Below are 25,221 nucleotides of genomic sequence, written 5' to 3'. Positions count from 1 at the left end.
CCCCAAAACATTTTTGTTTGCTGATAAAATAAATATAGCATTCTTCCATGGCAGCAGCAACTATTATCTACGCATTCGGACATAATTTGAACAATTTTTTTAAGGCATACTTAATTTTTATAAGAAAAATCTTTATCTTAAAAAAATTTTATGTTATATTAATAATAGTTATCTAATATGTGGAGGAGGAATACGAATGGGACGTCTGACTGTATTAAAACAGATTGCCAGAGATCTTGCTTCTCAATTTGGTCCTGACTGTGAAATCGTAATACACGATCTCAAGACCAACGATCCAGAGCATTCCATTGTTTATATTGAAAACGGTCATGTCACGGGCAGAGGAATCGGCGACGGACCTTCCAATGCCGTTTTTGACGTAATCAGACATAACAACAAAAAGGGAGATCACCCGGAGGAAGAAATCCAGGATCACTCCGGATATCTGATGAAAACCTCAGATGGTAAGATTTTAAAATGCAGCACTTCCTATATCCGTGATGATGACGGAACCCTGCATTATGTATTTGGAATCAATTATGATATCACCAAACTGACTATGATCGAAAGTGCCCTGCACTCCCTGGTCACTCCGGTAAACAAAGAAGAAAAACCAAAAGAGATCACACACAGTGTCAATGACCTGCTTGATCATCTGATCGAAGAATCAGTTGCTCTGGTCGGCAAACCGGTTGCATTAATGAACAAAGAGGACAAAGTAACCGCGATCCAGTTCCTGAATGACTCCGGTGCATTCCTGATCACCAAATCCGGAGACAAAGTCGCCAATTATTTTGGCATTTCCAAATATACCCTGTACAGCTATATTGATGTAAACAAATAAAAAAATCCGCAGGCTGCTGTTCCATCCCGAACAACATTCTGCGGATTTTTATCTTATGTATATTCTTTTATCTTCGTTCCTGTGTCTGCTGATTCAGCAGTCGTTTGATCACATCGATGGTTTCTTTGATACCATAGTTCGCACTGTTGATGCAGAGATCATAATTCTCCGGCTTGCCCCATTTTTCGCCAGTGTAAAACTCATAATATCTTCTGTGCTGTTTATCCATCTTCTTCAGAAAACGCACTGCCTGCTTCATGTCCATGTTGCGGACATCCATAACATGCTGCACACGTACCTGAAACGGTGCACTGATAAAGATGCTGATATGCGGAATATGATTGTTTTTAAGAATTGCATCTGCACAGCGTCCCATGATCAGACAGTCTTCCGTCTTTGCCAGTTCGCAGATCAAATCACTCATATTAAAAAACACCGCATCCTGTTTGGACAATCCATGATAGCGATTCAGCTCTTTGAGCTTGGTTTTCAGGCTTTCATGCGTTTTTTTGCCATATTTATTAAATTCAGTAAAGTTTTCTTTATCCTGTACCTCGCCTTTTTCTGCTTCCAGACGTTTCAGAACCTGATCAAAGATCTCAACATCATAATAGTTGATACGCAGATTATCCGCGAGCTCAAATCCGATATCATTGCCGGCGCTTCCCTGTGTACGGCTGATGCAGATCACAAGATGGTCATTTTCTGAAATTTTTTCTCTTCTGGCTGCCAGGTTCAGTGCAACACGCTCTGCATCCAGAATATCCGTAGATCCAAACATATTCGGAAGCTGTTCAATTGCTTTCAGGATTTCGTCATACTCTGTCATCAGACGACTTTTTTCTTTTTCATCTTTGATGGTACGTGCCATATTACTGATCAACGCAAGCTCGCTTCGAAGAAGGTGTCCATCCGGCTTGGTATACATCAGCATACTTAAGGTACGGATCGTTGAGTCACGGTTTCCTGTAAAAGTACGTCCGAGGGCTGATCCCAGAACACGGTATACTTCTGCATCCAGATCGTAGATACGATTGGCAAGTTCTGTATAAATTTCACGATTGATATTTTCTGACATAACTCTCCCCCCTTACATAAAGAACACAAGCATATCCAATATAAATACCGGAACCAGAAATACCAGTGACCATAATATGTATCCGAAGAAGGACGGCATATTGACACCGTTTTCGTCAGAAATAGATTTTACCATGAAGTTCGGTGCATTACCAATATATGTATTCGCTCCCATGAATACTGCACCGCAGGAAATCGCAGACAACAGTTTCACCGGAACTGTGCCAAGACTCGTGGTAACTCCATTCATAAAACCAAGGGTTCCCGCTGTGGTAAGGAACACCAGATATGTTGGTGTATTATCCAGAAAACTGGACAGTGCGCCGGTCGCCCAGAACATTTCGCGTGGACTGGAAAGCCCAATATGCGGACCAAGTGCTTTCAGAAGCATCAGTGCCGGCTGCATAGTAATAAAGATACCTATGAACAGTACCGCAACCTCCTGGATTGCTCCCCATGTAAAATGGTTTCTTCTTCGAATACTTTTGTCTGTCGTTTTGAAAGACAGAAAAGCAGCAAGAAGGATCATCACTATCTCGATCAGTGCCGGATAAGTCAGTGTCACTTCTCCGAAAATATGAATTCCCAGCACCTCACCTGCTGCATTCTGGAATGCAGAAAGACTCGGAAGCACACCGCTTAAAATGACCGCTGCCACGATCATGATCAGGAAAATAATATTATGCAATCCGTCAATGTGGAATTCTGTACCAGGTTTGCTGATATCCGGTTTACGTCCCTGTGCAATATCCTTACGATATGCCCGTTTGTCAACATGATAGAATACAAACAGCATGATCACCATGTTAAAGAGCAGAACCGGAAACAGATGCAGGCTCCAGAAAAACGGTACGCCCCTCATAAATCCCATAAGAAGCGGCGGATCTCCGATCGGTGTCAGGCATCCTCCCATATTGGATACCATAAAAATGAAAAATACCATAATGTGGCTTTTTCGCTTTCTCCAGGAATTCATTTTAATTACCGGACGGACCATCAGCATACTTGCTCCGGTAGTTCCGATACAGCTGGATAAAAGTGTTCCGAAGGCAAGAAGGCAGGCATTTACACGAGGCGAACCTGCAAAGTCTCCCTCCATGGTAATATTACCGGAAACACAGAAAAGTCCAAACAGAAGAACGATAAAAGTCAGATAATCGTTTACGATACATTCAAGGACTGTCTCCGTTGCTTTCCCTGCGCCATACACAATCGCAAAAGGAATTATCATCAGCAAGATCCACATAAGAACCACATGCGGCTGATGTGCTTCCCACCACTCCGCTCTGACCAGTGGCATTACTGCGATGCACAACAGAAGTCCTGCAAAAGGAATGCACAGCCAGACCGGCACCTGAGTAGTCGTCTCTCCACTGCCAGCTGCCCAGACACCTGTCGAATACATCAAAAGCATTGTCAGAAGCATTCCAAGAAATGTTACTGTTTTTTTCAAAGATGTCACCCCCACGTTTAGTTTTCAACCAGTGGTGATTATAACATACCTGTTGCAAATTACAATTGCACTTTCACTCAACAAATTCTGCATTTTTCCTATCGTTTTTGTGCATCTTTCCTATATATTGTATTTTTATCAGTACATTGCTGTACTTCTTCAAAGTATTTCCATGTCAGATTGTGCATTTTTGATGCAAATTAACGGACAGACAAAATAACAGAAACGGAGTTTTGCAGTACTCAAAAAGCACTGTGCAAAACTCCGTTCCATTCGTTTGTTAATAATTGCTGCTGGAACCAGAAAAGCTTTCCCCACCACTCGAAAAACTTCCCGAATCATTGTCATCATTTTTGGGTTTGGCAGTCTGACTGACTGTCTCATACAGAAAAATATCGTGTTTTTCACTTAGTTCCAGTCCGCCATCTGCTGTGTATGCACTGGCATCCGCCTGCTGTACACGTGTTTTCATCTTCCGTACCTGATACCAGGTCAGAACCCCTGTCGGAATGATCATGATCACAAATGCCATAAGCAGATCTGTAAGGAATCGTCCGGCTGCCGAATCCTCACTGATATCCATCGGCCGTATCTTCTGCCCTTCCGCAATGCGGTCAAGTCCCGCGGTCAGGTCATGGATCAGAGACTGATATCCGCCAAACGGATCATCCGCTTTCAGATACGTCTTGCATTTATCCAGCATTTTGTCCTGAATTTTCGTAGAAAAATCATTCTGCGTCTCTCCACGGAATACGATGGTAATGTTTCTCACTCCCGGCTGATGAAAAATACACATACCTTCATGAGTATCTCCATAACCGATCTCATTATCCTGCATAAATTCTGCTGCATACTGACGATAATCCTCATCCTCTCCCACATCAGGAGAAATCCAGAGAACTGCATCATATCCGTATGTATCATATATATCTGATAATTCCCCGTTGAGTTCTGTAATCTCATCCTCGCTCAGGATTCCGCAATCATCAAAGACCCAGGACATCTCCTCATTTTCCGCTGTCGTATCTGTATCCGCCGCATACACGGATGCCGGTACCGACATACAGAGAGTCATGGCCAGCAGTGATCCGCCTAAGATAATTTTCATTTTCTTCATTCAGATCACCCCCATAAATCGCAAAGCCGTAACGATCGCTGTCATGGCAATCGTCAGCGGAATATGATGCTTAAACCAATATTTTACCGCCAGATCCTTGCCTACCGGAAGATCACCGATCAGGCGTCCTGTCTGTCCATTCATGGCAAACGAATATGTTTTGCCATTCCACTTTGTATTCAGGAACCATACAGGAAACAGGCCATATTTTACTTTGCCTTTATTTGTCACGGTAATCTTCTCCTGTTTTGGTGTTACAGTTGCATATCCTTTGACACTCGCCTCAAAGCAGTTCTTAACGCTCTGTTCCATACGTTCATACACACGACCGGTCAGTTCATCCGGTTCCTGATCATACTTATCTGCCATATAACCGGAAAGATAAGAAAGATTGAACTCTGTCAGATCCTGGTATTCATATGGCTCGATCGCCTCCATCATGGTATCGTCGATTGCTTTGGAGCCATCCACCGGTATCTTCTTGAAATTTATCTTGCCGGCACGGGCAACATGATAAAATCTGGTTGCAGTATAGGTATAATCATCATCTTCCCAGACTCTGGTCCGTGTCGCCTCGTAGCTGAATCTTCCGGCTGTATCCAGATCAAACAGCCAGAAAGGAACATAGACCGCCTTAATCTCTTCGAGATGGTTTTCATCTTTAAATACCTTCGGAAGAAGCGGCTTTCCCTCATAATGCGCCTTGAGTGCCTGCATCGCTTCCTTTTTGGATTTCATAAACGGAATAATATAGTCCGGGCGATAAGTATCTTTAAACTGTTCCGGCATGATCATCGGATTGTCACAATACGGGCAAACCGTCGCTCCTGTCGTTTTTTCAGCCAGTACCTCTGCGCCACAGGACGGACAGCTCCATACCGCCATATCCGACTTCTCATCCGACTGCCACTGCTCCGGTTCAAACCCTTCCCAGTGCTCTGTCTTATCTTCTTTAGCTGTATCCTGCTGTTCCGCCAGCTTATCCAATTCTTCCAGTGAGTATTCCGTTCCGCAATACTCGCACTTCATTTTCTGAGATTTACTGTCAAACGCAAGCCCCGCTGAACAATTCGGGCATTTGTAATTTAATGTATCCACCTGATCACCTCCTCAGGTTATGGTCTCGGTTTTCCACATTCCTGACAGAATTTTCCTGTATTTACCGTTCCACAGCTGCAGGTCCACGGTCCCGCCGGACGCGGCTGTCCGCATTCGGAACAGAATTTCCCTGTGTTGACTGCGCCACACGCACAGGTCCACCCGGTATTTTGCTGTGGCTGCATCTGAGGTTGTACATTCTGCGCCTGCTGCCCCATCGCATACAGATTCTGTGCGTTTGCTCCTCCGATATTTCCCGCCATATTCATTGCTGCAAATGCCATTGCCGGTCCTGTCTTCTGATTGGATGCAGCTGCCTGCATAGCACTTGCCTGTGCACCAACCATATGTGCAGCTGCCATCGTTGGATTACGGAATGCTGCATTTCTCTGCAGTTCTTTGATCATCGCTTCGTCTTCTTCAGATGCTTTCACACTGGATACTCCAAGAGAAACAATACGGATTCCCCTCAGATTATCCCACTTTTCAGAAAGAACCTGATTCAGTGCATCAGAAAGTTCCTGGGTATGCCCCGGAAGTGCACTGTAACGAATTCCCAGTTCAGAGATTCTTGCAAATGCCGGCTGCAAAGCTGTCATCAGTTCACTCTTGAGCTGTCCGTCAATCTCTTCTCTTTCATAATCCTGTTCTACATTTCCACATACATTTGTATAGAAAAGAATCGGATTTGCAATGCGGTAACTGTACTCGCCAAAACATTTAATGGAAATATCGATATCCAGCCCGACATTGGCATCCACCACACGGAACGGTACCGGATTCGGTGTACCATATTTATTACCTACGAGTTCCTTTGTATTAACAAAATATACTCTCTGATCTTTTGGAGTCTCACCTCCAAAGGTAAAACGTTTGCCGATCTGCTGAAAAACGCTGCGAAGTCCCTCTCCCAGATCTCCACAGAAAACAGATGGTTCTGTGGACATGTCGTATACATATTCTCCTGGTTCTGCGCAGGCATCTACAACTTTACCCTGTTCTACGATCAGCATACACTGCCCGTCATTGACTGCGATCACAGAGCCATTGGAAATGATATTTTCCGAGCCATGCTTGTTTGCAGATCTTCCCGAAACCTTTTTATGTGCTTTCGTAACCAGTACATCTGCCGGCATGGATTCACAGTAGAAATATTCTTTCCACTGATCCGCCATAACTCCACCTGCTGCTCCTGCTGCCGCTTTGATCAATCCCATACGTAATTCCTCCTTTTTAAACTGTTTTCTTTCAGAGTTTCTTTTATTTTGCTCAATTGACCTGTCTCGTTTTTCTCAGGAAAGTTTATGAATAAACAGACCGCTTCGAAGTTTTGGTTCAAACCACGTGGACTTCGGCGGCATCAGTTTACTCTCATCTGCAATCTGCATCAGATCTTCCATTGCCGTCGGGAACATGGCGAATGCTACTCCTCCCGTCTTATCTGCTATTTCAGCAAGCTCACTGAGTTTGTGGCTTCCACCCACAAAGCGGATTCTCTTATCTGTTCTGGGATCACCGATACCCAGAATCGGAGTAAGGACTTTTTCCTGAAGGATGGAAACATCCAGCTGACCTACCACATCTTTTTTCTCATAAACATCTTCCCATGCTTTTAGGTGATACCAGTTGCCGCCCACATACATACCCATGCAGTGTTTTTCTACCGGTTTACACGGAAATCCCGGCATGATCATCAATTCAAAATTAAATTTCAGGCTGGCAATAAACGCATGCTCGTCCATTCCATTCAGATCATTTACAACTCTGTTGTATGCAAGGATCGTGAGCTGATCATACGGAAATACCACGGAAAGGAAATAATTGAATTCTTCACTGCCATCATAATCCGGATGCTCTGCTCTTCTCTTAAGTCCCACTTTTACTGCAGATGCCGCTCTGTGATGTCCATCTGCAATATATATGGAAGGAATTTTTCCAAACTTCTCTGCGATCAGTTTCTTCTCATTTTCTCCGTCAACTACCCAGACACGGTGTCCAATCTCATCATCTGCAACAAAATCATATACTGCTTCATGAGATGATTTCCACTGCTCCATCAGATCAAGCAGTTCCTTCGGATATCTGCAGGCAAGATAGATCGGACCGGTATTTGCATCACACACATCCACATGGCGGATACGATCTTGTTCTTTATCTTCTCTGGTCAGTTCATGTTTCTTCACAACACCATTCATATAATCATCGATCGAACAGCATCCCACCAGCCCCGTCTGTGTTTTTCCTTTGCGGGTCAGCTCATATATATAGTAGCACGGTGTCTCGTCCTGCTTCATCACACCATTTTCTTCCATATCTATAAGATTCTGTCTTGCACGTTCATATACTTTTGGATCATACAGATCCGTCTCTGCCGGAAGATCCATTTCTGCACGGTCCACATGCAGGAAAGAATCCGGATTCTGATCACCTATCGCCTTTGCTTCTGCACGGTCCACTACATCATACGGAAGCGCCGCTACATCTGCCGCCTTTTCCGGAACAGGACGCAAGGCTCGAAACGCCTGAAAAATAGCCATATTACTTATCTCCTTTTCTGTCTCATCACTTGTGTAAAAGATAACTTTATTTTATCATAGTGCCTCTCCCTTTTCAATAAATGCCACTTTTTTTCTGGTGTACTAACTTTTTTTGTAAAAGCCTAAAAGTTTTTGCATTTTCTATTGCAAATTTGTATATTTATGATATGATAGATTTAGAAAGAAAAGAAAAATTATGAGTTCAAAATAAATTTTTTAAGGAGGGTTTTCACATGACAGAAGGTTTAAAATGGACTGTCAATCACGTTGCAAAATCTGACGACAAACATCTCGAGTTAATGTCAGAGGAGAACGTGAAAAAAGCCAACGAATTTCACAAGAGTTTCCCGCAATATACAGTAACGCCTCTTCAGAATCTTGCTGAGCTGGCATCCTACCTCGGTGTTAAGAGCATTCACTGCAAAGATGAATCTTATCGTTTCGGACTGAACGCTTTTAAGGTTCTCGGCGGTTCCTACGCAATGGGACGTTACATAGCCAAAGAAGTTGGCAAAGATATCAGTGAGCTTCCATATGCGGTTCTTTCTTCTGAGGAATTAAGAAAGGAATTCGGACAGGCTACCTTCTTCACTGCAACAGATGGAAACCACGGACGTGGAGTTGCATGGGCTGCCAAACGTCTCGGACAGAAGGCAGTTGTCCGCATGCCAAAGGGCACAACCAAAACACGTTTTGACAACATCGCCAAAGAAGGTGCTACTGTTACCATCGAAGAAGTCAACTATGATGACTGCGTAAGAATGGCTGCAGCTGAGGCAGCCAAGACAGAGCACGGTATCATCGTTCAGGATACTGCCTGGGACGGATATGAAGAAATCCCGTCATGGATCATGCAGGGATATGGAACTATGGTCATGGAAGCTGACCAGCAGCTCAAAGAAGCCGGCATCGACCGCCCGACACACGTATTCGTTCAGGCAGGTGTTGGTTCTCTTGCAGGAGCAGTTGTTGGATACTTTGCTCACAAATACAAAGAAAACCCGCCAGTTATGGTTGTCTGCGAAGCAAGTGCTGCGGACTGCCTGTACCGTTCTGCTATGAAAGAATCCGGCGATCTTGTAAACGTAGGCGGTGACCTTCAGACGATCATGGCCGGTCTCGCATGCGGTGAGGCAAACACCATCGGATGGGATATCTTAAGAAACCATGTTTCTGTATTCGCATCCTGCCCTGACTGGATGAGTGCAAAAGCAACAAGAATCTACGCTAACCCGCTTGGCAATGACCCGCACATCGTTTCCGGTGAATCCGGATCCGTTCCGCTTGGTCTGTGCTTCACTGCTCTTCATGACGAAGATGCAAAAGATCTCAAAGAAGCCCTGAAGCTGGATGAGAATTCCAACGTTCTCGTAATCTCCACAGAAGGTGACACCGATCCGGTTCGTTACCGCGAGATCGTATGGGATGGCCTGTACGGAACAAATGAATCTTTAAGCGAATAACCTTTAAACAATTTCTATATACATGGGAGGACCTTTAAAATGGATTACGGCAAAATCAAAGAAGCTGCTCAGAACTATCAGGAGGACATGGTCAAATTCTTAAGAGCGATCGTTAAGAATCCTGGAGAAAGCTGCGACGAAAGAAAACATATCGAAACAATCGAAGCTGAAATGAAAAAACTGAACTTCGATGAAGTTACGATCGACCCACAGGGTAACGTGATCGGTTACATGGGAACCGGTGACAAGATCATCGCTTTTGATGCTCATATCGATACGGTTGGTATCGGTAACATCGAAAACTGGAACTTTGATCCATATGAAGGATATGAAACAGAAGAAGAAATCGGTGGACGTGGTGTATCTGACCAGTGTGGCGGTCTCGTATCTGCTGTATACGGTGCCAAGATCATGAAAGACATGAATCTGATCCCGGAAGGATGCAAGATCATGGTAGTCGGAACTGTTCAGGAAGAAGACTGTGACGGTCTCTGCTGGCAGTACATTATTAACGAAGACAAGATCCGTCCAGAATTCGTAGTTTCCACAGAACCGACAGACGGCGGTATCTACAGAGGACAGCGTGGACGTATGGAAATCCGTATCGATGTCAAAGGTGTTTCCTGCCATGGTTCTGCTCCGGAACGTGGTGACAACGCCATCTACAAAATGGCTGACATCCTTCAGGATGTACGTTCCCTCAACGAGAACGATGACGCTGATGAGACAGAGATCAAAGGTCTTGTTAAAATGCTCAACCCGAAATTCAATCCTGACTGGGAAGAGGCTCGTTTCCTTGGACGCGGTACTGTAACTGTATCCCAGATCTTCTACACCTCACCTAGCCGTTGTGCAGTAGCTGACTCCTGTGCAGTATCTCTTGACCGTCGTATGACATTCGGAGAGACATGGGAAAGCTGCCTGGATGAGATCCGTGCTCTTCCAAACGTTAAAAAATATGGCGATGACGTTGTCGTATCCATGTACAACTATGACCGTCCATCTTACACAGGATGCAAATACGAGATCGAATGCTACTTCCCGACATGGGCAATTCCGAAAGATCACAAAGTAACAAAAGCTCTTGAAGACGCTTACAAGAACCTGTATGGCGAAACCCGTCTTGGAAACGCAGAGACAGAAGAAATGAGAAAAGCTCGTCCACTTACTGATAAATGGACATTCTCTACAAATGGTGTTTCTATTATGGGACGTAATGGAATTCCTTGCATCGGATTCGGCCCTGGAGCAGAAGCCCAGGCACATGCCCCGAACGAAAAGACATGGAAAGTGGATCTCGTAAGATGCGCAGCTGTTTACGCTGCACTGCCGACATCTTACTGCAAGTAATCAGTCGGGATTTTTTGAGGAAGGTTTTGTTGGTTGTATTTGGGGATGAGGATTGCAGTGTGGCTGCTGCAATCCTGAATAAAAAAATTATTTTTAAAGGAGAATTTTTCGAATGAAAACTTTACAGGATTATATTGATAAACTTAACAGCTTAAACTTTAAGGAAATGTACAACAATGACTTTTTCTGGACATGGGATAAGACTGATGAGGAACTTGAGGCTGTATTTACTGTTGCTGATGCTCTTCGTTTCATGAGAGAGAACAACATCTCTACTAAGGTATTCGAGAGTGGTCTTGGTATTTCTATCTTCCGTGATAACTCTACACGTACTCGTTTCTCTTTCGCTTCTGCCTGCAACCTGCTTGGTCTTGAAGTTCAGGATCTGGATGAGAAGAAATCTCAGATCGCTCATGGTGAGACTGTTCGTGAGACAGCTAACATGGTATCCTTCATGGCTGATGTAATCGGTATCCGTGATGATATGTACATCGGCAAGGGTCATGCTTATCAGAAAGAATTTATGGACGCTGTTACAGAGGGAAACAAAGATGGTATCCTTGAGCAGAGACCTACTCTTGTAAACCTGCAGTGTGATGTTGACCATCCGACACAGTGTATGGCTGATATGCTTCACATCATCCATGAGTTCGGCGGTGTTGAGAACCTCAAAGGCAAAAAACTTGCCATGACATGGGCTTACTCTCCTTCTTATGGTAAACCGCTCTCCGTTCCGCAGGGTGTTATCGGTCTGATGACTCGTTTCGGTATGGACGTTGTTCTGGCTCATCCGGAAGGATATGATGTAATGCCAGAAGTTGAAGAAATCGCTAAGAAGAACGCTGAAGCTACAGGCGGATCCTTCACAAAGACAAACGATATGACAGAAGCATTCAAGGATGCTGATATCGTATATCCAAAGAGCTGGGCTCCATTCGCAGCTATGGAAAAACGTACAAACCTGTACGCAGAAGGTGACTTCGACGGAATCGACAAACTGGAAAAAGAACTTCTTGCTCAGAACGCAGAGCACAAAGACTGGGCTTGCACAGAAGAGCTTATGAAGACAACAAAAGATGGAAAAGCTCTGTATCTGCACTGCCTGCCGGCTGACATCACTGGTGTAAGCTGTGAAACAGGTGAAGTAGATGGATCTGTATTCGATCGTTACAGAATCCCGCTTTACAAAGAAGCAAGCTTCAAACCATATATCATCGCAGCTATGATCCTGCTCTCCAAATTCGAAAAACCACAGGATATCCTGAAGAAACTGGAAGTAAAAGCTGCTCCGAGAATTTTCGAATAAAATACAGGTTGGGGTGGTTTTTTCAATGTATAAAAGAAAAAGAATCGTTATTGCTCTCGGCGGAAACGCACTGGGCAACACTCTTCCAGAGCAGATGAAAGCAGTAAAAACTACTGCAAAAGCACTGTGTGACCTGATCGAAGAAGGTCATCAGGTAGTCGTTGTTCATGGAAACGGACCACAGGTAGGCATGATCAACAATGCTATGGCGGCTCTTTCCAGAGAAGATGAAAATCAGCCAAATACTCCTCTCTCCGTCTGTGTTGCCATGAGCCAGGCATATATCGGATATGATCTGCAGAATGCACTTCGCGAGGAACTTCGCAAACGTGGATTTATGCGTACCCCGGTTGTTACTGTTGTGACACAGGTTCGTGTAGACGAAAATGACCCGGCATTCCAGAATCCCAGCAAACCAATTGGTCACTTTATGACCAAAGAACAGGCTGACCATGCCGAAAAAGCATACGGCTATGTCATGAAAGAAGATGCCGGACGCGGATACCGTCGTGTTGTTGCTTCCCCTAAACCGGTTGAGATCGTTGAACAGGATGCAATCAACAGCCTTGTGGATGCAAACAAGATCGTTATCTGCTGCGGTGGTGGTGGAATCCCGGTCACTCTCCAGGGCGATCATCTCAAAGGAGCTTCTGCCGTTATCGACAAAGATTTCGCAAGCTGTCTGCTCGCCAAAGAGCTGGATGCAGACATGCTGATCATCCTGACTGCTGTCGAAAAAGTTGCTGTAAACTTCGGCAAAGAAGACGAAAAATGGCTGGATGAAATGACTGTTGACGAAGCACAGAAATATGTGGAAGAAGGTCAGTTCGCACCTGGTTCCATGCTTCCAAAAGTACAGGCTGCTATGGACTTTGCCGCTTCAGGCGAAGGGCGTACTGCCATGATCACCCTTCTTGAAAAAGCAAAAGACGGTATCCTGGGTAAGACAGGAACAAAGATTCATATTTAATTTTTATTTATCTTAAACATCAATGCCATGAATAAAAAGGAGTATACCTTCTGGGGCGGTACACGGTACACACCAGACTATACTCCTTTTTCTATATATATATTATTCAATTTTCTCTATACCACGTTATGTCAAAAAAGCTATGAAAAACTACTTCTTTTCCCCCTTAAGTTCCGGCAGGATCGTCAGCAGCATCGTAAAAAAGCAGGCACATCCACCGACAAGGTTGGATATTGGTTCTGCCCAGAAAACCCCATCCACCCCAAGTCCTCCGATACGCGGAAGAATCACAGTCAGCGGTACAACAATGATAACCTTGCGGAAAATTGAGAAAAATGTCGCTCTCTTCGCCTTGCCAAGTGCCACAAACACACACTGCCCGGTAAACTGCAGTGCCATGAAGCAGAAGCCAAAGAAATAAATATGCAATGCCGGGACACCCTTTTCCAGAAGTGCCGGTTCGCTGTTAAATATCCGAATAAAAAATTCCGGTGCGATCTTGATGATTCCCCATACAAACAAAGCGTAGGAAAAGCAGACAACTGTCACGAACTTGATTGCTTTTTTTACTTTGTCGTAAGCCTTTTCTCCATAATTGAAGCTCATGACAGGAGATGCACCATTTGTCAGTCCATGTACCATCATAGTCGCAATATCGCGGACAGAATTGAGGACTGTCATGACTCCTACATAGATGTCGCCGCCGTAGATCTGTAACGTTGCATTGCAGAAAATCTGTACCAGTCCGTTTGTAAACTGCATCATAAAGCCAGAGATACCAAGTGCCATGATCGCTCTTACTCTCTTCCACTCTATCTGCATCGCTTCTTTCCTGATGCGAAGGGTGGCTTTTTTGCCTGTAAGAAATTTCAGTACCCACACTGCGGAACAGAACTGTGACAGGATCGTTGCAAGTGCTGCACCGCGGACACCCATGTGGAATACAAAGATAAAGATCGGATCCAGAACGATATTTAAAGCTGCACCGATCAGGATTGTCAGCATTCCCATATTTCCGAATCCCTGGCAGTTGATAAACGGATTCAGCCCAAGCGAGATCATCACAAACGGTGTTCCAATCAGATATATCTGGATATATGCCCCTGCGTAGACATAAGTCGTATCACTCGCCCCGAACGCATACAGGATTGGCTTATAAAAAAGATATCCGATCACCATCAGAACTGCACTTGTGACCAGAAGCATGGAGAATGTATTTCCCATCAATTTCTCCGCTTCTTCCTCATTTCCCCGTCCAAGTTCCATCGCACAGAGCGGACTGCCGCCATTTCCATAAAGGTACGTAAATGCCATGATCATCGTAATGATCGGAAAACAGATTCCAACTCCTGTCAGTGCAATCCTTCCCGTTTCGGGGATCCTCCCGATATACATCCTGTCTACCACATTATACAAAAGGTTCAGAAGCTGCGCCAGAGTCATAGGAATCGACAGCTCCAGGATATTCCGATATACATTTCCCTTCGAAAAATCTGTCTGATGTGTTTTCATTTTCCAGTTTCACCCTCTTTTTATGTTACTGTTCGCTCCGTTCACAGTAACTCCTTTATTTTGTATATTATAGCACTCTGCCCTCTCTGCTTCCAGTTGTTCCAACATATTCTTCATATATTCTCCTTTTTTCATTCTAATGCAACATAATCTCACTCTTTTTTCATTCTTTTTTATCACAAAACCACATTCTTCTCTGCTCAAAAGCCACAAAAATGCATAATTCTACCTTGTTTTTCTCACCAAAGCAGAGTATAATAAAGATAGTTTTTAATCGAAATATTATATTCTCAGATGAATGGATGGAGGTATTATGGCTGAAAATTATAATGGTATGGCAGTAGGAATCTTTGAGCTCGACAGTTTTGCTGCCTGCTTCGTAGCACTTGATGCTGCTTCCAAAGCAGCAAATGTAAAGATTCAGAATATCGAGCGTAACCGTCTTGGTGCCGGTGCATGCGTAAAGATGCGTGGTTCTGTCTCCGATGTAACCGCTGCAATGGAAGCTGCGATCCACGTCGCAGAGCCGATTTCCAAAGTTGTTTCACACACAGTGATCGCATCCCCGGCTCATGATACAGAGCCGGCCATGTATATGACTGCAAATAAATAAACTGCAATACGAATACATATTAAAGTGAGGATTATAGAATGAGATATGGAGCATTTGGATTAGTGGAAGTGGTCGGAAGCAGCAATGCTGTTATCGTTATCGACCAGATGCTGAAAACCGCCGATGTGTCTTTTCTGACCTGGAACGGCAAGTGCGGCGGACATGAAACTGTTTTTATGACAGGTGATGTATCTGCAGTTACTGCTGCTGTTGAATCCGTCAAAGAAAACCCACCATGCGAGATTGTTTTCGCAGCCGTAATTTCCAATCCATCCGAAGAGACGGTCCGTCTCGCGGAGGAGGATGCTGAGAAACACGGGTTTCTGAAGAAACCGGCTAAGAAAGCTGGAGCCAAGAAATAAGAGCCTGATGATTATCATTTCAGGAAATAAGTGGAGGAGGCACCGTTGGTATCTCCTCGATTTGTTCATATACGTGTTGACTAATGTTGTATTATAAAAGGAGTCGAAAATCCCTCTCTGTGGAAATCGACTCCTTCTTCATTATCTGCCATCATTCGTATGGCACATCCACATCCACAAGTTCCTTCGCATCTTCAATCTCAAGATACGCTACATCCTCGGGATGTCTTTTTATAATCTGTTTACCGCCTTTGTCGCCGGTGATCTCCTGTAGTTCCTGATAATATTTCTGTGAGAAGATACAGGGATTTCCGGTTTTATTTCCAAGAATGGTACATGCCATGCCTTTGTGTTCTGACTGGAACCTGTGCACCAGATGAACGATTGTCTCTGCTGTAAGCCAGGGCTGGTCAGATACGGTAAAGAGGCATGCTGATGATTCTTTTGCGGCGGCTAGTCCAATCTGCATGGAAGAGGAAATACCACGTTCCGGGTGTGGATTGATCAGGACCCGGGCTCCTGATTCTTGTGCTTTGGCGGCTATTTCTTCGTACTGGGTAACAACTATGATCTCGCAGTTTCCGAGTTCTGACGCTGCCTTTTGAAGCTTGTGCAATGTGCGCAGATACATCGGTGCTCCGTTGATTTCGTACAGCAGCTTATTGGAACCGAAACGACGGCTGTTTCCTGCCGCCAGCATGATGAGTGTGAGTTTTTCGACAAGATTATAATTTTCCTTCTGCAAGCTTCCCCAGACCGCACGAACTCCCTGCTCTTCCAGTTTCCCTGCGATTCTTTCTGCTGCTTCGGCTTTCCCCGGAATATCTGCCTTATTCAACAGTACGCGGTATGCTCGCTCATCCACACATTTCCTTAATGCATCCCCGGAAACAGCGATCTTCACGATATCATCCTCCGTGACCACCTCTTCCTTTCCTTTTCCAAGGAAATCCGCAACTTTCTCCGGTCTGTGACAGGTCTTCTGGATCGGCTCTCCAAGGGCATCCATGCCAACAACTCCGATAACCAGTTCCACAAAATCCGGGATCACCGGCTCCCATTCCCCCGGTACTTTGAGAGGCAGGCGTTTTGCTCCGTCTGCTTCTATCAGAAGAATATCCGCCAGTCCTCTCAGTTTCTCTAATTTCTCTTCTGAAAAACAGCCAATCTTTCCCTTGCTGCGGTCAAGACTGGCTGCTACTGTGTAATGATATGTTTCCAGATCGTGTCGGATTTTATCCGTATTTCCATCTTCTGCAAACGGACGCTCCGGCTCATATGCCATGTGCGTGGTCGTTGTCACGATCACTTTTTTTCCAGCTGATACAAATGATTCCATCATTCGAAAGATCAGGCTGGTTTTGCCGCCTCCGCCAACTACTGCGATCCCCCGACATTTTTCCAAATCTATCTTTAACGCATTCAGTAAAGCATTCATCTGCATCACGGCAGCACTCCATTCGCCATCAGGACTTCCACCACACTTCCGGCGATACAGCGGGCCTTATCAGAAATCGTATCACAGTTTTTCTTTTGTTCTTTACGTGGATCGATGTCTGCAATCTTCATTCCCTTCGGCACCTCATATCCATCACGGATAATGCCACGTAAAACACCCGTCAGAGATGCATAGACCGGAGTATCATCAACCATCGCTATGACCTGATTTTTTTCTACGATATCACCAATCTGCGAACGGTTGTGCATAATTCCTGCTGCCGGAGAGTGGATCACGCGTTCTTTTCCATATCCTGCAATCACACCCGGAATACCTGTATTTGGTGTTGCAGCCCCTTTTGAAATCACTCTTCCGAGGTTATGTCCTCTCTGCGTTTCTATGACAAAGTCTACGTCTTTTCCTGCTTCAAAACCCGGTCCAAGCGCCACAGTCAGAGGTGCCATCGCTCTTGTCGTTCCAAGATTTTTTTTCGCAAGAATCGCATCAATCAACGCATCCGGTTTCAGTTCTTTCACCACTTCCCCGGTTTCATCAACAAGAACCGGAATTTCACCTGCATCCCAGACCTTCTGGCATTCACTGACATCTCCGATCAATCGGCCGGTAACATTTTCCACACTGGATGTCCCGTCAAAAACAGCCTCTCCAAAAGATACTTTTCGCCGAATCGCACTTGGCTTCCGGCATTCCAGCACCAGTACCCGATAACCACATTTATAAAGTCTGTGGATTACACCACTGGCAAGATCTCCGCCACCACGAACGATCAATATTGTTTTATGTTCCATCTTAACTGTATTCCTCTCCTGCTGTCATTTTCAATGTTATATCTACCATTTACTTTTCTTCAGCTTTTCCTGCATTTTCATGCATGACTTTTTCCACTGCATTGACGATATTCTGATACCCTGTACAACGACAGAGATTTCCAGACATCTTTTTCTTTATTTCTTCTCTGGTCAGTTCTTTTCCCTGCTCCAGAAGGACCGTCGCTGACATAACAAAACCTGGCGTACAAAATCCACACTGAATCGCGCCTTCTTCGATAAAAGCTTCCTGGATCCTCGTCAGTTCTCCATTTTTTTCCAGTCCTTCAAGGGTACGGATATGTTTGCCTTCTGCCCAGACCGCCAGATAAATACAGGAATCGATTGTTTCTCCATTCACGATCACCGTACAGGCTCCGCATTCTCCTACTTCACAGCCCTTTTTGACAGAGGTAAGCCCCAGATGGTTACGCAGCATATCCAGAAGTGATTCTCTCGGATCTACATATTCCGCCACTTCTTCTCCATTCACAATACACTGAACAAGTACTTTTTCTTTTTTCATGCGTGCTCACCTCCCTGTTCTTCCTCTGCAAGTTCCACAGTCCTGATCAGCGCCCTGCGTGCGATCTCTCCACCGATCTGCAGACGAAAAGCCTTCGATGCTCTCCAGGAATCTCGCGGATGGATCTCACTTCGGATGCTGTTCTCAAGCTTCCGGTACAGTTCTTCTCCAAGTTTCTGTCCTTTCAGAAGTTCTTCTGTTTCTGTACAACGATAGGGTACTGGCGCTGCGACACCAAAGGTAATCCGCACATCCTCCAGAACCTGTTCCCCGATGTTTACTTTACTGACCACACTGCAGCTTAACGTTGCAATATCCATGGCATTTCGCATGGAATATTTGATGTAATGCCCATGATAACCTTCATATTCAGCGTGCGGGATTACCACATGTGTCAGCACTTCTCCTGGATGAAGGTCTACACGCCCCGGTCCCAGATAGAATTCTCTGACCGGTACGATTCTTCCTCCTTCCTCATTCGCAATATGAAGAAGTGAATTATAAGAAAAAACAGTCGGTACGCTGTCTGCACTGACGGCACCGTTGCAGATATTTCCACCGATCGTTCCAATATTTCGAATCTGTGGTCCACCGACCTGATCCACTGCCTCTCCAAGAACCGGGATGTATTTCTGAATGACCGGATCCGCTGTAATATGTGAAAACACAGTTCCCGCCCCTATATAGATATCTCCGTTTTCCTTTTTCTCAATTCCTTTTATTTCCGGGATATCGCGAATAGCTACAAGTGAAGTTCCCGCCATTCTGCCTTCACGGATCTTGATCAGAACATCACTTCCTCCTGATATGATCCTTGCATCCGGATGCTCTTTCAGAAGTGTCACTGCCTCTGAAACGGTCTTTGCATTATAGTATTTCTCAATATCATACATGATCTGCTCTCCCCCCTCTCAGAGTAATCCTTCTTTTTGAAATTCATCAATCAGTCTTTGCGGTGTCAGAGGAATCTCATGGAAAGAAATTCCTGTCGCGTGCAATACCGCATTTCGGATCGCCGGTGCACACGGAATAGCCGGCGGCTCACCAAGTGCCTTGTTTCCATATGGTCCCATAGGATCTTCCATTTCCACAAAATCTGCCTTGATGTCCGGTGTATCCAGCATAGTCATCAACTTGTAATCCAGAAGATTTCCATTCAGCGGACGACCTGTCTTTTCATCCAGGATCAGCTGTTCACTGATTCCATATCCCATGCCCATCGACATCCCGCCATGAACCTGCATCTCAGCAAGCTGCGGATTCAGAAGTTTCCCACTGTCATGCACATTGATGATATGAAGAATTTTGATCTTTCCAAGTTTGATATCTACTTCCACTTCTGCAAAACAACAGCCTGTAGCAATTGTATTTTTCTTCACCTGTTCTGACACTTCTGCAGTCAGTACAGAAGAATTTGTCAGACTGTAATAGCTTTCTTCTGCCAACGCTGCAAGTGAAATCGCCTGTTCGCCACCTGCCCAGATCCAGTTATCACGAAGTTCGAGTTCTGTGGTATCAATTTCCGGCAGAAGTGTTTTTGCATAGGCAAGAATCTTGTCTCTTAAAATTTCCGCACAATGCCGCACTGCAGTTCCTGTCACAAAAGACTGTCTGGAAGCATAAGCGCCTGTATCAAAAGGTGCTACATCTGTATCCTGCACCGTCTGGATATGTACATGTTCCATATCCGTCTGAAGTGTCTCTGCTACCATCTGCGAAAATACAGTATCGGCTCCCTGTCCAATCTCTGTTGCTCCAAGTGTAAGCTGCACACTTCCATCCTGGTTCAGCGAAAGTCTTGCACCTGCAATCTCCAGTGAAATCGGCCATACACCTGTCTTGTAAGAAAACAGTGCCATACCGACCCCTCTTCTTACATCTCCGGTCTGCTGCGCATATTCCTTTCGTTTTTCATCCCAGTGGATGTAGTCCGCACCTTTTTTCAGGCATTCAAAGATTCCATTGGTATTTGCAGCGATCGGTTTGAGATACGCATCTGCATAATACCCCTGTATCAGGTTTTTGCGGCGAAATTCCAGCGGATCCATATGGATCGCATGGGCAACATCATCCATAAAACTCTCAATAGCAAAACATACCTGTGGAATCCCATAGCCTCGCATAGCGCCTCCCACTGGTGTATTTGTGTAGATCGTATAAGCCTCCCCACGGATATTCGGACAGGCATACTGCAGTCTCCAGGAGGTCAGTCCATTTGCCGCAATCGCGTGGCCATGCGATGCATATGCCCCCTGGTTGGAATATGAGTGCATATCCTTTGCAAGTAATCTGCCTTCTTTATCGACACCTGCTGCCAGATCAAATTCAATCGAATGACGCGTTCTTGTATTACAGAAAGTTTCTTCCCTGCTGATGTCCATCTTGACCGGTCTGCCTCCAACCTGTGTAGTCAGAAATGCATTCAGCGGTTCATAGAGCACATCCTGTTTATTCCCAAATCCTCCACCGATATACGGTTTGATGACACGAACCCTGCCCCACGGGATTCCCAGTGCCTGACCTATGACACGACGAACAATATGCGGAATCTGTGTAGATGTCACGACCACGATCCGCCCTTTTTCCATATAAGCATAAGAAATCGGTGCCTCAATATGGCAGTGCTGAACGATCGGGGTCTTATAGGTCCCTTTTACAACGGTTTCAGCTTCTTCCATTCCCTTATCTACATCTCCGATAAAATAATTAGAGCGTGCAAGGACATTGTCTTTTTTATCAAAATGAATCGGTGGTCTGCTTCCGTACATGGATTTACGCGGGTGAATCTCTACCGGATATTCTTCATATTCCACTTTGATTTTTTTCAGTGCTCTTGAAGCAATGATCTCATCTTCCGCGATCACAGCTGCAATATCATCTCCGTAGTATCGCACACGCCCGGTCAGAAGATTGCGGTCGGCCACATCCTGATGTGCCGGTTCCACCGACCACGGATGCCCCGGAGTCGGATAACAATGATCCGGCACATCGTGGAAGGTCACAACTTTAACTACTCCTTCCATCTTTTCTGCTTCACTTGTGTCGATAGATGTTACGATGCCATTTCCAATCGTTGCATGCAGTACTTTTGCCACCAGACATCTGGGCGGCATCAGATCATCGGTAAATTTGGCTCTTCCGGTCACTTTCTCATATGCGTCTACTCGTGGCACACTCTTTCCTATCATGATCTCTCACCTTCTTCATAATATTTTTGAAGCAAATCTTTTTAATATAAACCTTTAAAGAATCTTTTTAGATACAAAAAACCGGACGCGTCCAATGAAACTTCTGTTCCCCTCTGAACTGACGTCCGGCTCCGAACCATGCTACTTTCCACTACAGGTATTTTGTTTGTATTTATTCCATAGTGTAACATATTTTATAGCTTATTTGCAATCTTTTCCTGCTATTTCACTATATTTTGCATTTACTTTCGTTTGTTTTATATTTAATTTTATAATAATTCTGTCATTTTATTTTTGTAAATATTCCACGCAGATCATAAATCGCATGACGTGGACATTTTACAGAACACATTCCACAGCTTAAGCACAGATCTTCCTGAATCAGCGCGTGGTTATCTGTGATTCGGATAGCTCCTGCCGTACAGGTCTTTTCGCAGATTCCACAGCCAATGCAACTTACCTCGCACTGTCTTTTTGCATCAGCACCTTTGCTTTTATTGGAGCACTTAACAACAATATAATTCGCGCACTCATGCAGATGAATAATCTCCTGCGGACAGACTTTTGTACATTTTCCACAGGCAATACATTTATCCTCATCTACTTCTGCCACACCGTATTCATTCAGTGAGATCGCGCCAAACTTACATACACTGACACATGCTCCACATCCGATACAGCCTTCACTGCATCCTGCTTCCCCCTTGACTGCCCTGCATCCACCATTACATGCTACAAGGGCTGCTCTGTATGGAAATCGTTTCTTTACTGCCATATCAACCCTTCCTTTCGTATGGTGTGTCTGAAAGCGGTAAACTGTATCTGCGGATTCCGTCATAGCGGAAATATGCATCTGCGATCGCCGGTGCTGTAGGAATCGAAGTGATCTCTCCGATACCAATTGCACCGCACGCTACTTTCAGGCCCGGCTTATCTACAACGATCGCTTTGATCTTCGGAACTTCATGAGAACGGAATAATCTGAGAGAACCATACTTCTGTATCGGTTTGCAGTTCTCATCGATCGGATACTGCTCCCTAAGGGCGTAACCCATGGACATGACCACACCGCCCTCGATCTGACCTTCACAGGACAACGGATTGACTGCCTTGCCGACATCATGTGCCGCTACGATGTGTTCTAATTTTCCGGTCTTTTTGTCCAGGACACACATCTGAGTCGCATATCCATATGCAACATGGGATACCGGGTTCGGCACATTTGCGCCAAGCGGATCTGTCTTTGCCAGGTACTCTCCGTAGTATACAATTCCCTTCATATCCTTAAGTTCCCTGCCGGCTCTTCTGTCTTCCATCAGTTTCTCGCAGGCTCTTCGACAGGCTTCCCCAGTGATCAGGGTCTGTCTGGAACCGGAAGTCGTTCCGGAATCCGGCGAGATCCAGGTATTGCTTCGTTCATATACAATATCCTCATGTTTCAGATCCGTATTCGTTACAACCATCTGCACGAGAACGGTTCCAAGGCCCTGACCGATACAGGAAGCTCCGGAATAAATATGAAGTTTCTCATCATCCTCCACGATCAGTTTCACACGACCAGTATCCGGAATACCAACACCGACACCGGCATTTTTCATTGCACAGCCGATTCCGACCGGTTTTCCTGCTGCCATCGCTGCATCATAATCTTCTTTGACGGCTTCCAGTGTTTCCACCAGTCCTGTGGAATCATCCACGATCTGACCATTCGGAAGTACCTCGCCCGGGCGGATTGCATTGCGGTAGCGGATCTCCCACGGTGTGATGCCAACCTTATCCGCCATCATATTCAGTAATGTTTCTGTTGCAAAACAAGTCTGCGTAACACCAAATCCCCGGAAAGCTCCTGCCGGCGGATTATTTGTATAGTAAGCAGTTCCCTCGATTTCAAAGTTTTCGTAATGGTACGGACCTGCTGCATGGGTGCAGGCACGTTCCAACACAGGACCGCCAAGAGAAGCAAACGCTCCTGTGTCCGAAGTGACGCTTGCTTTTACGCCCATGATATTGCCTTCTTCATCGCATCCCATCGTCATGTCCATATAAAATGGATGACGTTTCGGGTGAACCAGAAGGGATTCCGCTCTGGACAGCTTGACCTTGACCGGTTTCTTCGTCACATAAGTAAGAAGGGCAGCCAGATGCTGTACCGTCATGTCCTCCTTGCCGCCAAAACCGCCACCTACAAGTGCATTCTGTACTTTGACCTTATCTGTTCCAAGCACCAGGGAACATTCATGCAATGTCTGGTGTGCGGACTGATCTGTCGAATAAATAAAAACATCTCCGTCCTCATCATAAAAAGCAACGGCACATTCCGGTTCCAGAAAAGCATGTTCCGTCCACGGAGTCTCAAAATGATGAGAGATCACATATTTGGAATTTCGGATCGCTTCTTCTGCATTTCCCCTGCTGATATGCTTGTGTGCACAGATATTGTTTTCTTCTTCATCAAAAACCTTCGGTGCATCCGGTGCTGCTGCCGCCTCGATCGTATGTACATGAGGAAGCACCTCATACTCTACCTTGATAAGTTTGACCGCTTTTTCTGCAGTTTCACGGTCTTTTGCCGCTACGAGTGCGATCGCATCGCCAAGATAATGTACAAGAGAGCCGACCGGGATCAGGGTGTACTGGTCATGCTTCAGATGACCGATCTTGTTCTCACCCGGGATATCCTCAGCAGTTACAACCGCTTCCACTCCCGGAAGTGCTTTTGCTTTGGAAGTATCGATGGAAAGCACTCTCGCACGTGCATATTTACTTCGGAGAGCGACTCCGTAAAGCATGCCATCCAGATAAAAATCGTCCGGATATTTGCCGTATCCGAGGACTTTCTCCTCTACATCGATCCTTGCCACGCGATTGCCAAGTGTCCAGTTCGGGTCACCATCATCTGGAATTTCGCCTGCTTTTAATATCTTTGCTGCCAGACGGACGGCATCCATGATCTTTACGTATCCTGTGCAGCGGCAATAGTTATTGCGCAGCGCATATCGGATCTCGTCGTCCGTAGGCTCCATATTTTCATCGAGAAGTGCTTTCGTACACATTACCATTCCAGGAATGCAGAATCCACACTGTACTGCTCCGGCCTTTCCATATGCATAGGTGTATACCTGCTGCTCCCATCCTGTCAGTCCCTCTACGGTTATGATTTCTCTTCCGTCCAGGGAATCTGTATCCGGGACACATGCTTTGCAGGTTTTTCCATCAATGATCACTGTACAGGCTCCACATGCGCCCTCACTGCATCCGTCTTTTACAGATGTCAGATGAAGTTCATCACGGAGGAATCTTAAGAGTTTCTGATTCTTCTCCGGCTGAACACTTTGTCCATTTACTTTAAATATTGCCATAGTGGATTCTCCTTTTCCTGTCTGATGGTATCACGATACCACAGATGCTTTTCAGCAGGCTGTTTTCACATCAACAGGTAAGCATAGTCATTGATTACTGTGCAGATAAGCTGTGACAGTCCTCCTGTGAGAATGCCGGACGGCTGATCTGCTTTTACGATTTCTTCTTTGTCTCCAATAC

21 protein-coding genes are annotated in these 25,221 nt (G+C 45.2%); 7 read left to right on the top strand and 14 right to left on the bottom strand.

From position 1 onward, the window contains the following. Positions 1-196 precede the first annotated feature (196 nt). Positions 197-844 carry a helix-turn-helix transcriptional regulator gene (locus KQI91_RS14370; protein WP_216393447.1) on the top strand — a complete coding sequence of 216 codons (648 nt, stop codon included), beginning with the start codon at positions 197-199 and terminating at the stop codon, positions 842-844. Between the two features lie 67 nt (positions 845-911). Here KQI91_RS14370 and KQI91_RS14365 read toward each other — a convergent pair whose 3' ends face one another. The 6 genes from KQI91_RS14365 to KQI91_RS14340 form a co-directional block, all read right to left on the bottom strand. Then, positions 912-1,922, bottom strand: coding sequence for a cytidylate kinase-like family protein (locus KQI91_RS14365; protein ID WP_216393446.1), 1,011 nt, complete (start codon positions 1,920-1,922; stop codon positions 912-914). Positions 1,923-1,934: 12 nt separating this feature from the next. Then, complete coding sequence (locus KQI91_RS14360; RefSeq protein ID WP_216393514.1) at positions 1,935-3,335, bottom strand: sodium:proton antiporter; 1,401 nt, start codon at positions 3,333-3,335, stop codon at positions 1,935-1,937. A 319-nt stretch (positions 3,336-3,654) separates the two neighbouring features. Next, on the bottom strand, positions 3,655-4,491 hold the full coding sequence (locus KQI91_RS14355; RefSeq protein ID WP_216393445.1) for a TPM domain-containing protein: 837 nt from the start codon (positions 4,489-4,491) through the stop codon (positions 3,655-3,657). After that, entirely contained in the window at positions 4,492-5,589 is a 1,098-nt protein-coding gene (locus KQI91_RS14350; RefSeq protein WP_330654586.1) for a hypothetical protein, read from the bottom strand. Between the two features lie 17 nt (positions 5,590-5,606). Then, positions 5,607-6,806 carry an SPFH domain-containing protein gene (locus KQI91_RS14345; protein WP_216393444.1) on the bottom strand — a complete coding sequence of 400 codons (1,200 nt, stop codon included), beginning with the start codon at positions 6,804-6,806 and terminating at the stop codon, positions 5,607-5,609. A 75-nt stretch (positions 6,807-6,881) separates the two neighbouring features. Beyond that, the gene (locus tag KQI91_RS14340) at positions 6,882-8,126 is read right to left on the bottom strand and encodes a DUF1015 domain-containing protein (RefSeq protein WP_216393443.1); all 1,245 of its coding nucleotides are present in this window, start codon (positions 8,124-8,126) and stop codon (positions 6,882-6,884) included. A gap of 233 nt (positions 8,127-8,359) precedes the next feature. On the opposite strand from KQI91_RS14340, the gene dpaL reads away from it, so the two are divergent. From dpaL to arcC, 4 genes are all read left to right on the top strand, one after another. Next, the gene (gene dpaL / locus KQI91_RS14335; protein ID WP_216393442.1) at positions 8,360-9,589 is read left to right on the top strand and encodes a diaminopropionate ammonia-lyase; all 1,230 of its coding nucleotides are present in this window, start codon (positions 8,360-8,362) and stop codon (positions 9,587-9,589) included. A gap of 39 nt (positions 9,590-9,628) precedes the next feature. Continuing rightward, positions 9,629-10,939 (top strand): YgeY family selenium metabolism-linked hydrolase, encoded by a 1,311-nt coding sequence (locus KQI91_RS14330; RefSeq protein ID WP_216393441.1) that lies wholly within the window; start codon positions 9,629-9,631, stop codon positions 10,937-10,939. A gap of 112 nt (positions 10,940-11,051) precedes the next feature. Further along, positions 11,052-12,245: a knotted carbamoyltransferase YgeW gene (gene ygeW / locus KQI91_RS14325; RefSeq protein WP_216393440.1), complete on the top strand. Its 1,194-nt coding sequence runs from the start codon at positions 11,052-11,054 to the stop codon at positions 12,243-12,245. Between the two features lie 25 nt (positions 12,246-12,270). Then, positions 12,271-13,215, top strand: coding sequence for a carbamate kinase (arcC, locus tag KQI91_RS14320; RefSeq protein WP_216393439.1), 945 nt, complete (start codon positions 12,271-12,273; stop codon positions 13,213-13,215). Positions 13,216-13,365: 150 nt separating this feature from the next. Here the strand turns inward: arcC and KQI91_RS14315 are convergent, their stop codons facing one another. After that, positions 13,366-14,727, bottom strand: coding sequence for an MATE family efflux transporter (locus KQI91_RS14315; RefSeq protein WP_216393438.1), 1,362 nt, complete (start codon positions 14,725-14,727; stop codon positions 13,366-13,368). 313 nt (positions 14,728-15,040) lie between these two features. On the opposite strand from KQI91_RS14315, the gene KQI91_RS14310 reads away from it, so the two are divergent. Together KQI91_RS14310 and KQI91_RS14305 are read left to right on the top strand one after the other, a co-directional pair. Then, the gene (locus KQI91_RS14310; protein WP_055055641.1) at positions 15,041-15,340 is read left to right on the top strand and encodes a BMC domain-containing protein; all 300 of its coding nucleotides are present in this window, start codon (positions 15,041-15,043) and stop codon (positions 15,338-15,340) included. Positions 15,341-15,378: 38 nt separating this feature from the next. Further along, positions 15,379-15,702: a BMC domain-containing protein gene (locus KQI91_RS14305; protein ID WP_216393437.1), complete on the top strand. Its 324-nt coding sequence runs from the start codon at positions 15,379-15,381 to the stop codon at positions 15,700-15,702. 151 nt (positions 15,703-15,853) lie between these two features. Here KQI91_RS14305 and yqeC read toward each other — a convergent pair whose 3' ends face one another. The 7 genes from yqeC to xdh form a co-directional block, all read right to left on the bottom strand. Continuing rightward, complete coding sequence (yqeC, locus tag KQI91_RS14300; RefSeq protein WP_253288629.1) at positions 15,854-17,146, bottom strand: selenium cofactor biosynthesis protein YqeC; 1,293 nt, start codon at positions 17,144-17,146, stop codon at positions 15,854-15,856. After that, the gene (yqeB, locus tag KQI91_RS14295; RefSeq protein ID WP_216393435.1) at positions 17,146-17,949 is read right to left on the bottom strand and encodes a selenium-dependent molybdenum cofactor biosynthesis protein YqeB; all 804 of its coding nucleotides are present in this window, start codon (positions 17,947-17,949) and stop codon (positions 17,146-17,148) included. Before yqeB ends, yqeC begins: the two co-directional genes overlap by 1 nt. Before the next feature lie 49 nt (positions 17,950-17,998). Then, positions 17,999-18,493 carry a xanthine dehydrogenase subunit XdhC gene (xdhC, locus tag KQI91_RS14290; protein WP_216393434.1) on the bottom strand — a complete coding sequence of 165 codons (495 nt, stop codon included), beginning with the start codon at positions 18,491-18,493 and terminating at the stop codon, positions 17,999-18,001. After that, a complete protein-coding gene (xdhB, locus tag KQI91_RS14285) occupies positions 18,490-19,386 on the bottom strand; it encodes a xanthine dehydrogenase subunit XdhB (RefSeq protein ID WP_216393433.1) in 897 nt (298 codons plus the stop codon). The genes xdhC and xdhB overlap by 4 nt, the downstream gene beginning before the upstream one ends. A gap of 18 nt (positions 19,387-19,404) precedes the next feature. Then, positions 19,405-21,681 carry a xanthine dehydrogenase subunit XdhA gene (gene xdhA / locus KQI91_RS14280; protein WP_216393432.1) on the bottom strand — a complete coding sequence of 759 codons (2,277 nt, stop codon included), beginning with the start codon at positions 21,679-21,681 and terminating at the stop codon, positions 19,405-19,407. Between the two features lie 283 nt (positions 21,682-21,964). Next, entirely contained in the window at positions 21,965-22,456 is a 492-nt protein-coding gene (locus KQI91_RS14275) for a 4Fe-4S binding protein (protein WP_216393431.1), read from the bottom strand. 1 nt (position 22,457) lies between these two features. Further along, positions 22,458-25,040, bottom strand: a complete 2,583-nt coding sequence (gene xdh / locus KQI91_RS14270; RefSeq protein ID WP_216393430.1) for a selenium-dependent xanthine dehydrogenase — start codon at positions 25,038-25,040, stop codon at positions 22,458-22,460. Positions 25,041-25,221: the final 181 nt, after the last annotated feature.

Source organism: Blautia sp. MSJ-19 (assembly GCF_018918125.1).
GTDB lineage: Bacteria > Bacillota > Clostridia > Lachnospirales > Lachnospiraceae > Blautia_A.
Note: the sequence above shows the minus strand (reverse complement) of the source record. Positions and strands in the feature narration are given on the sequence as shown.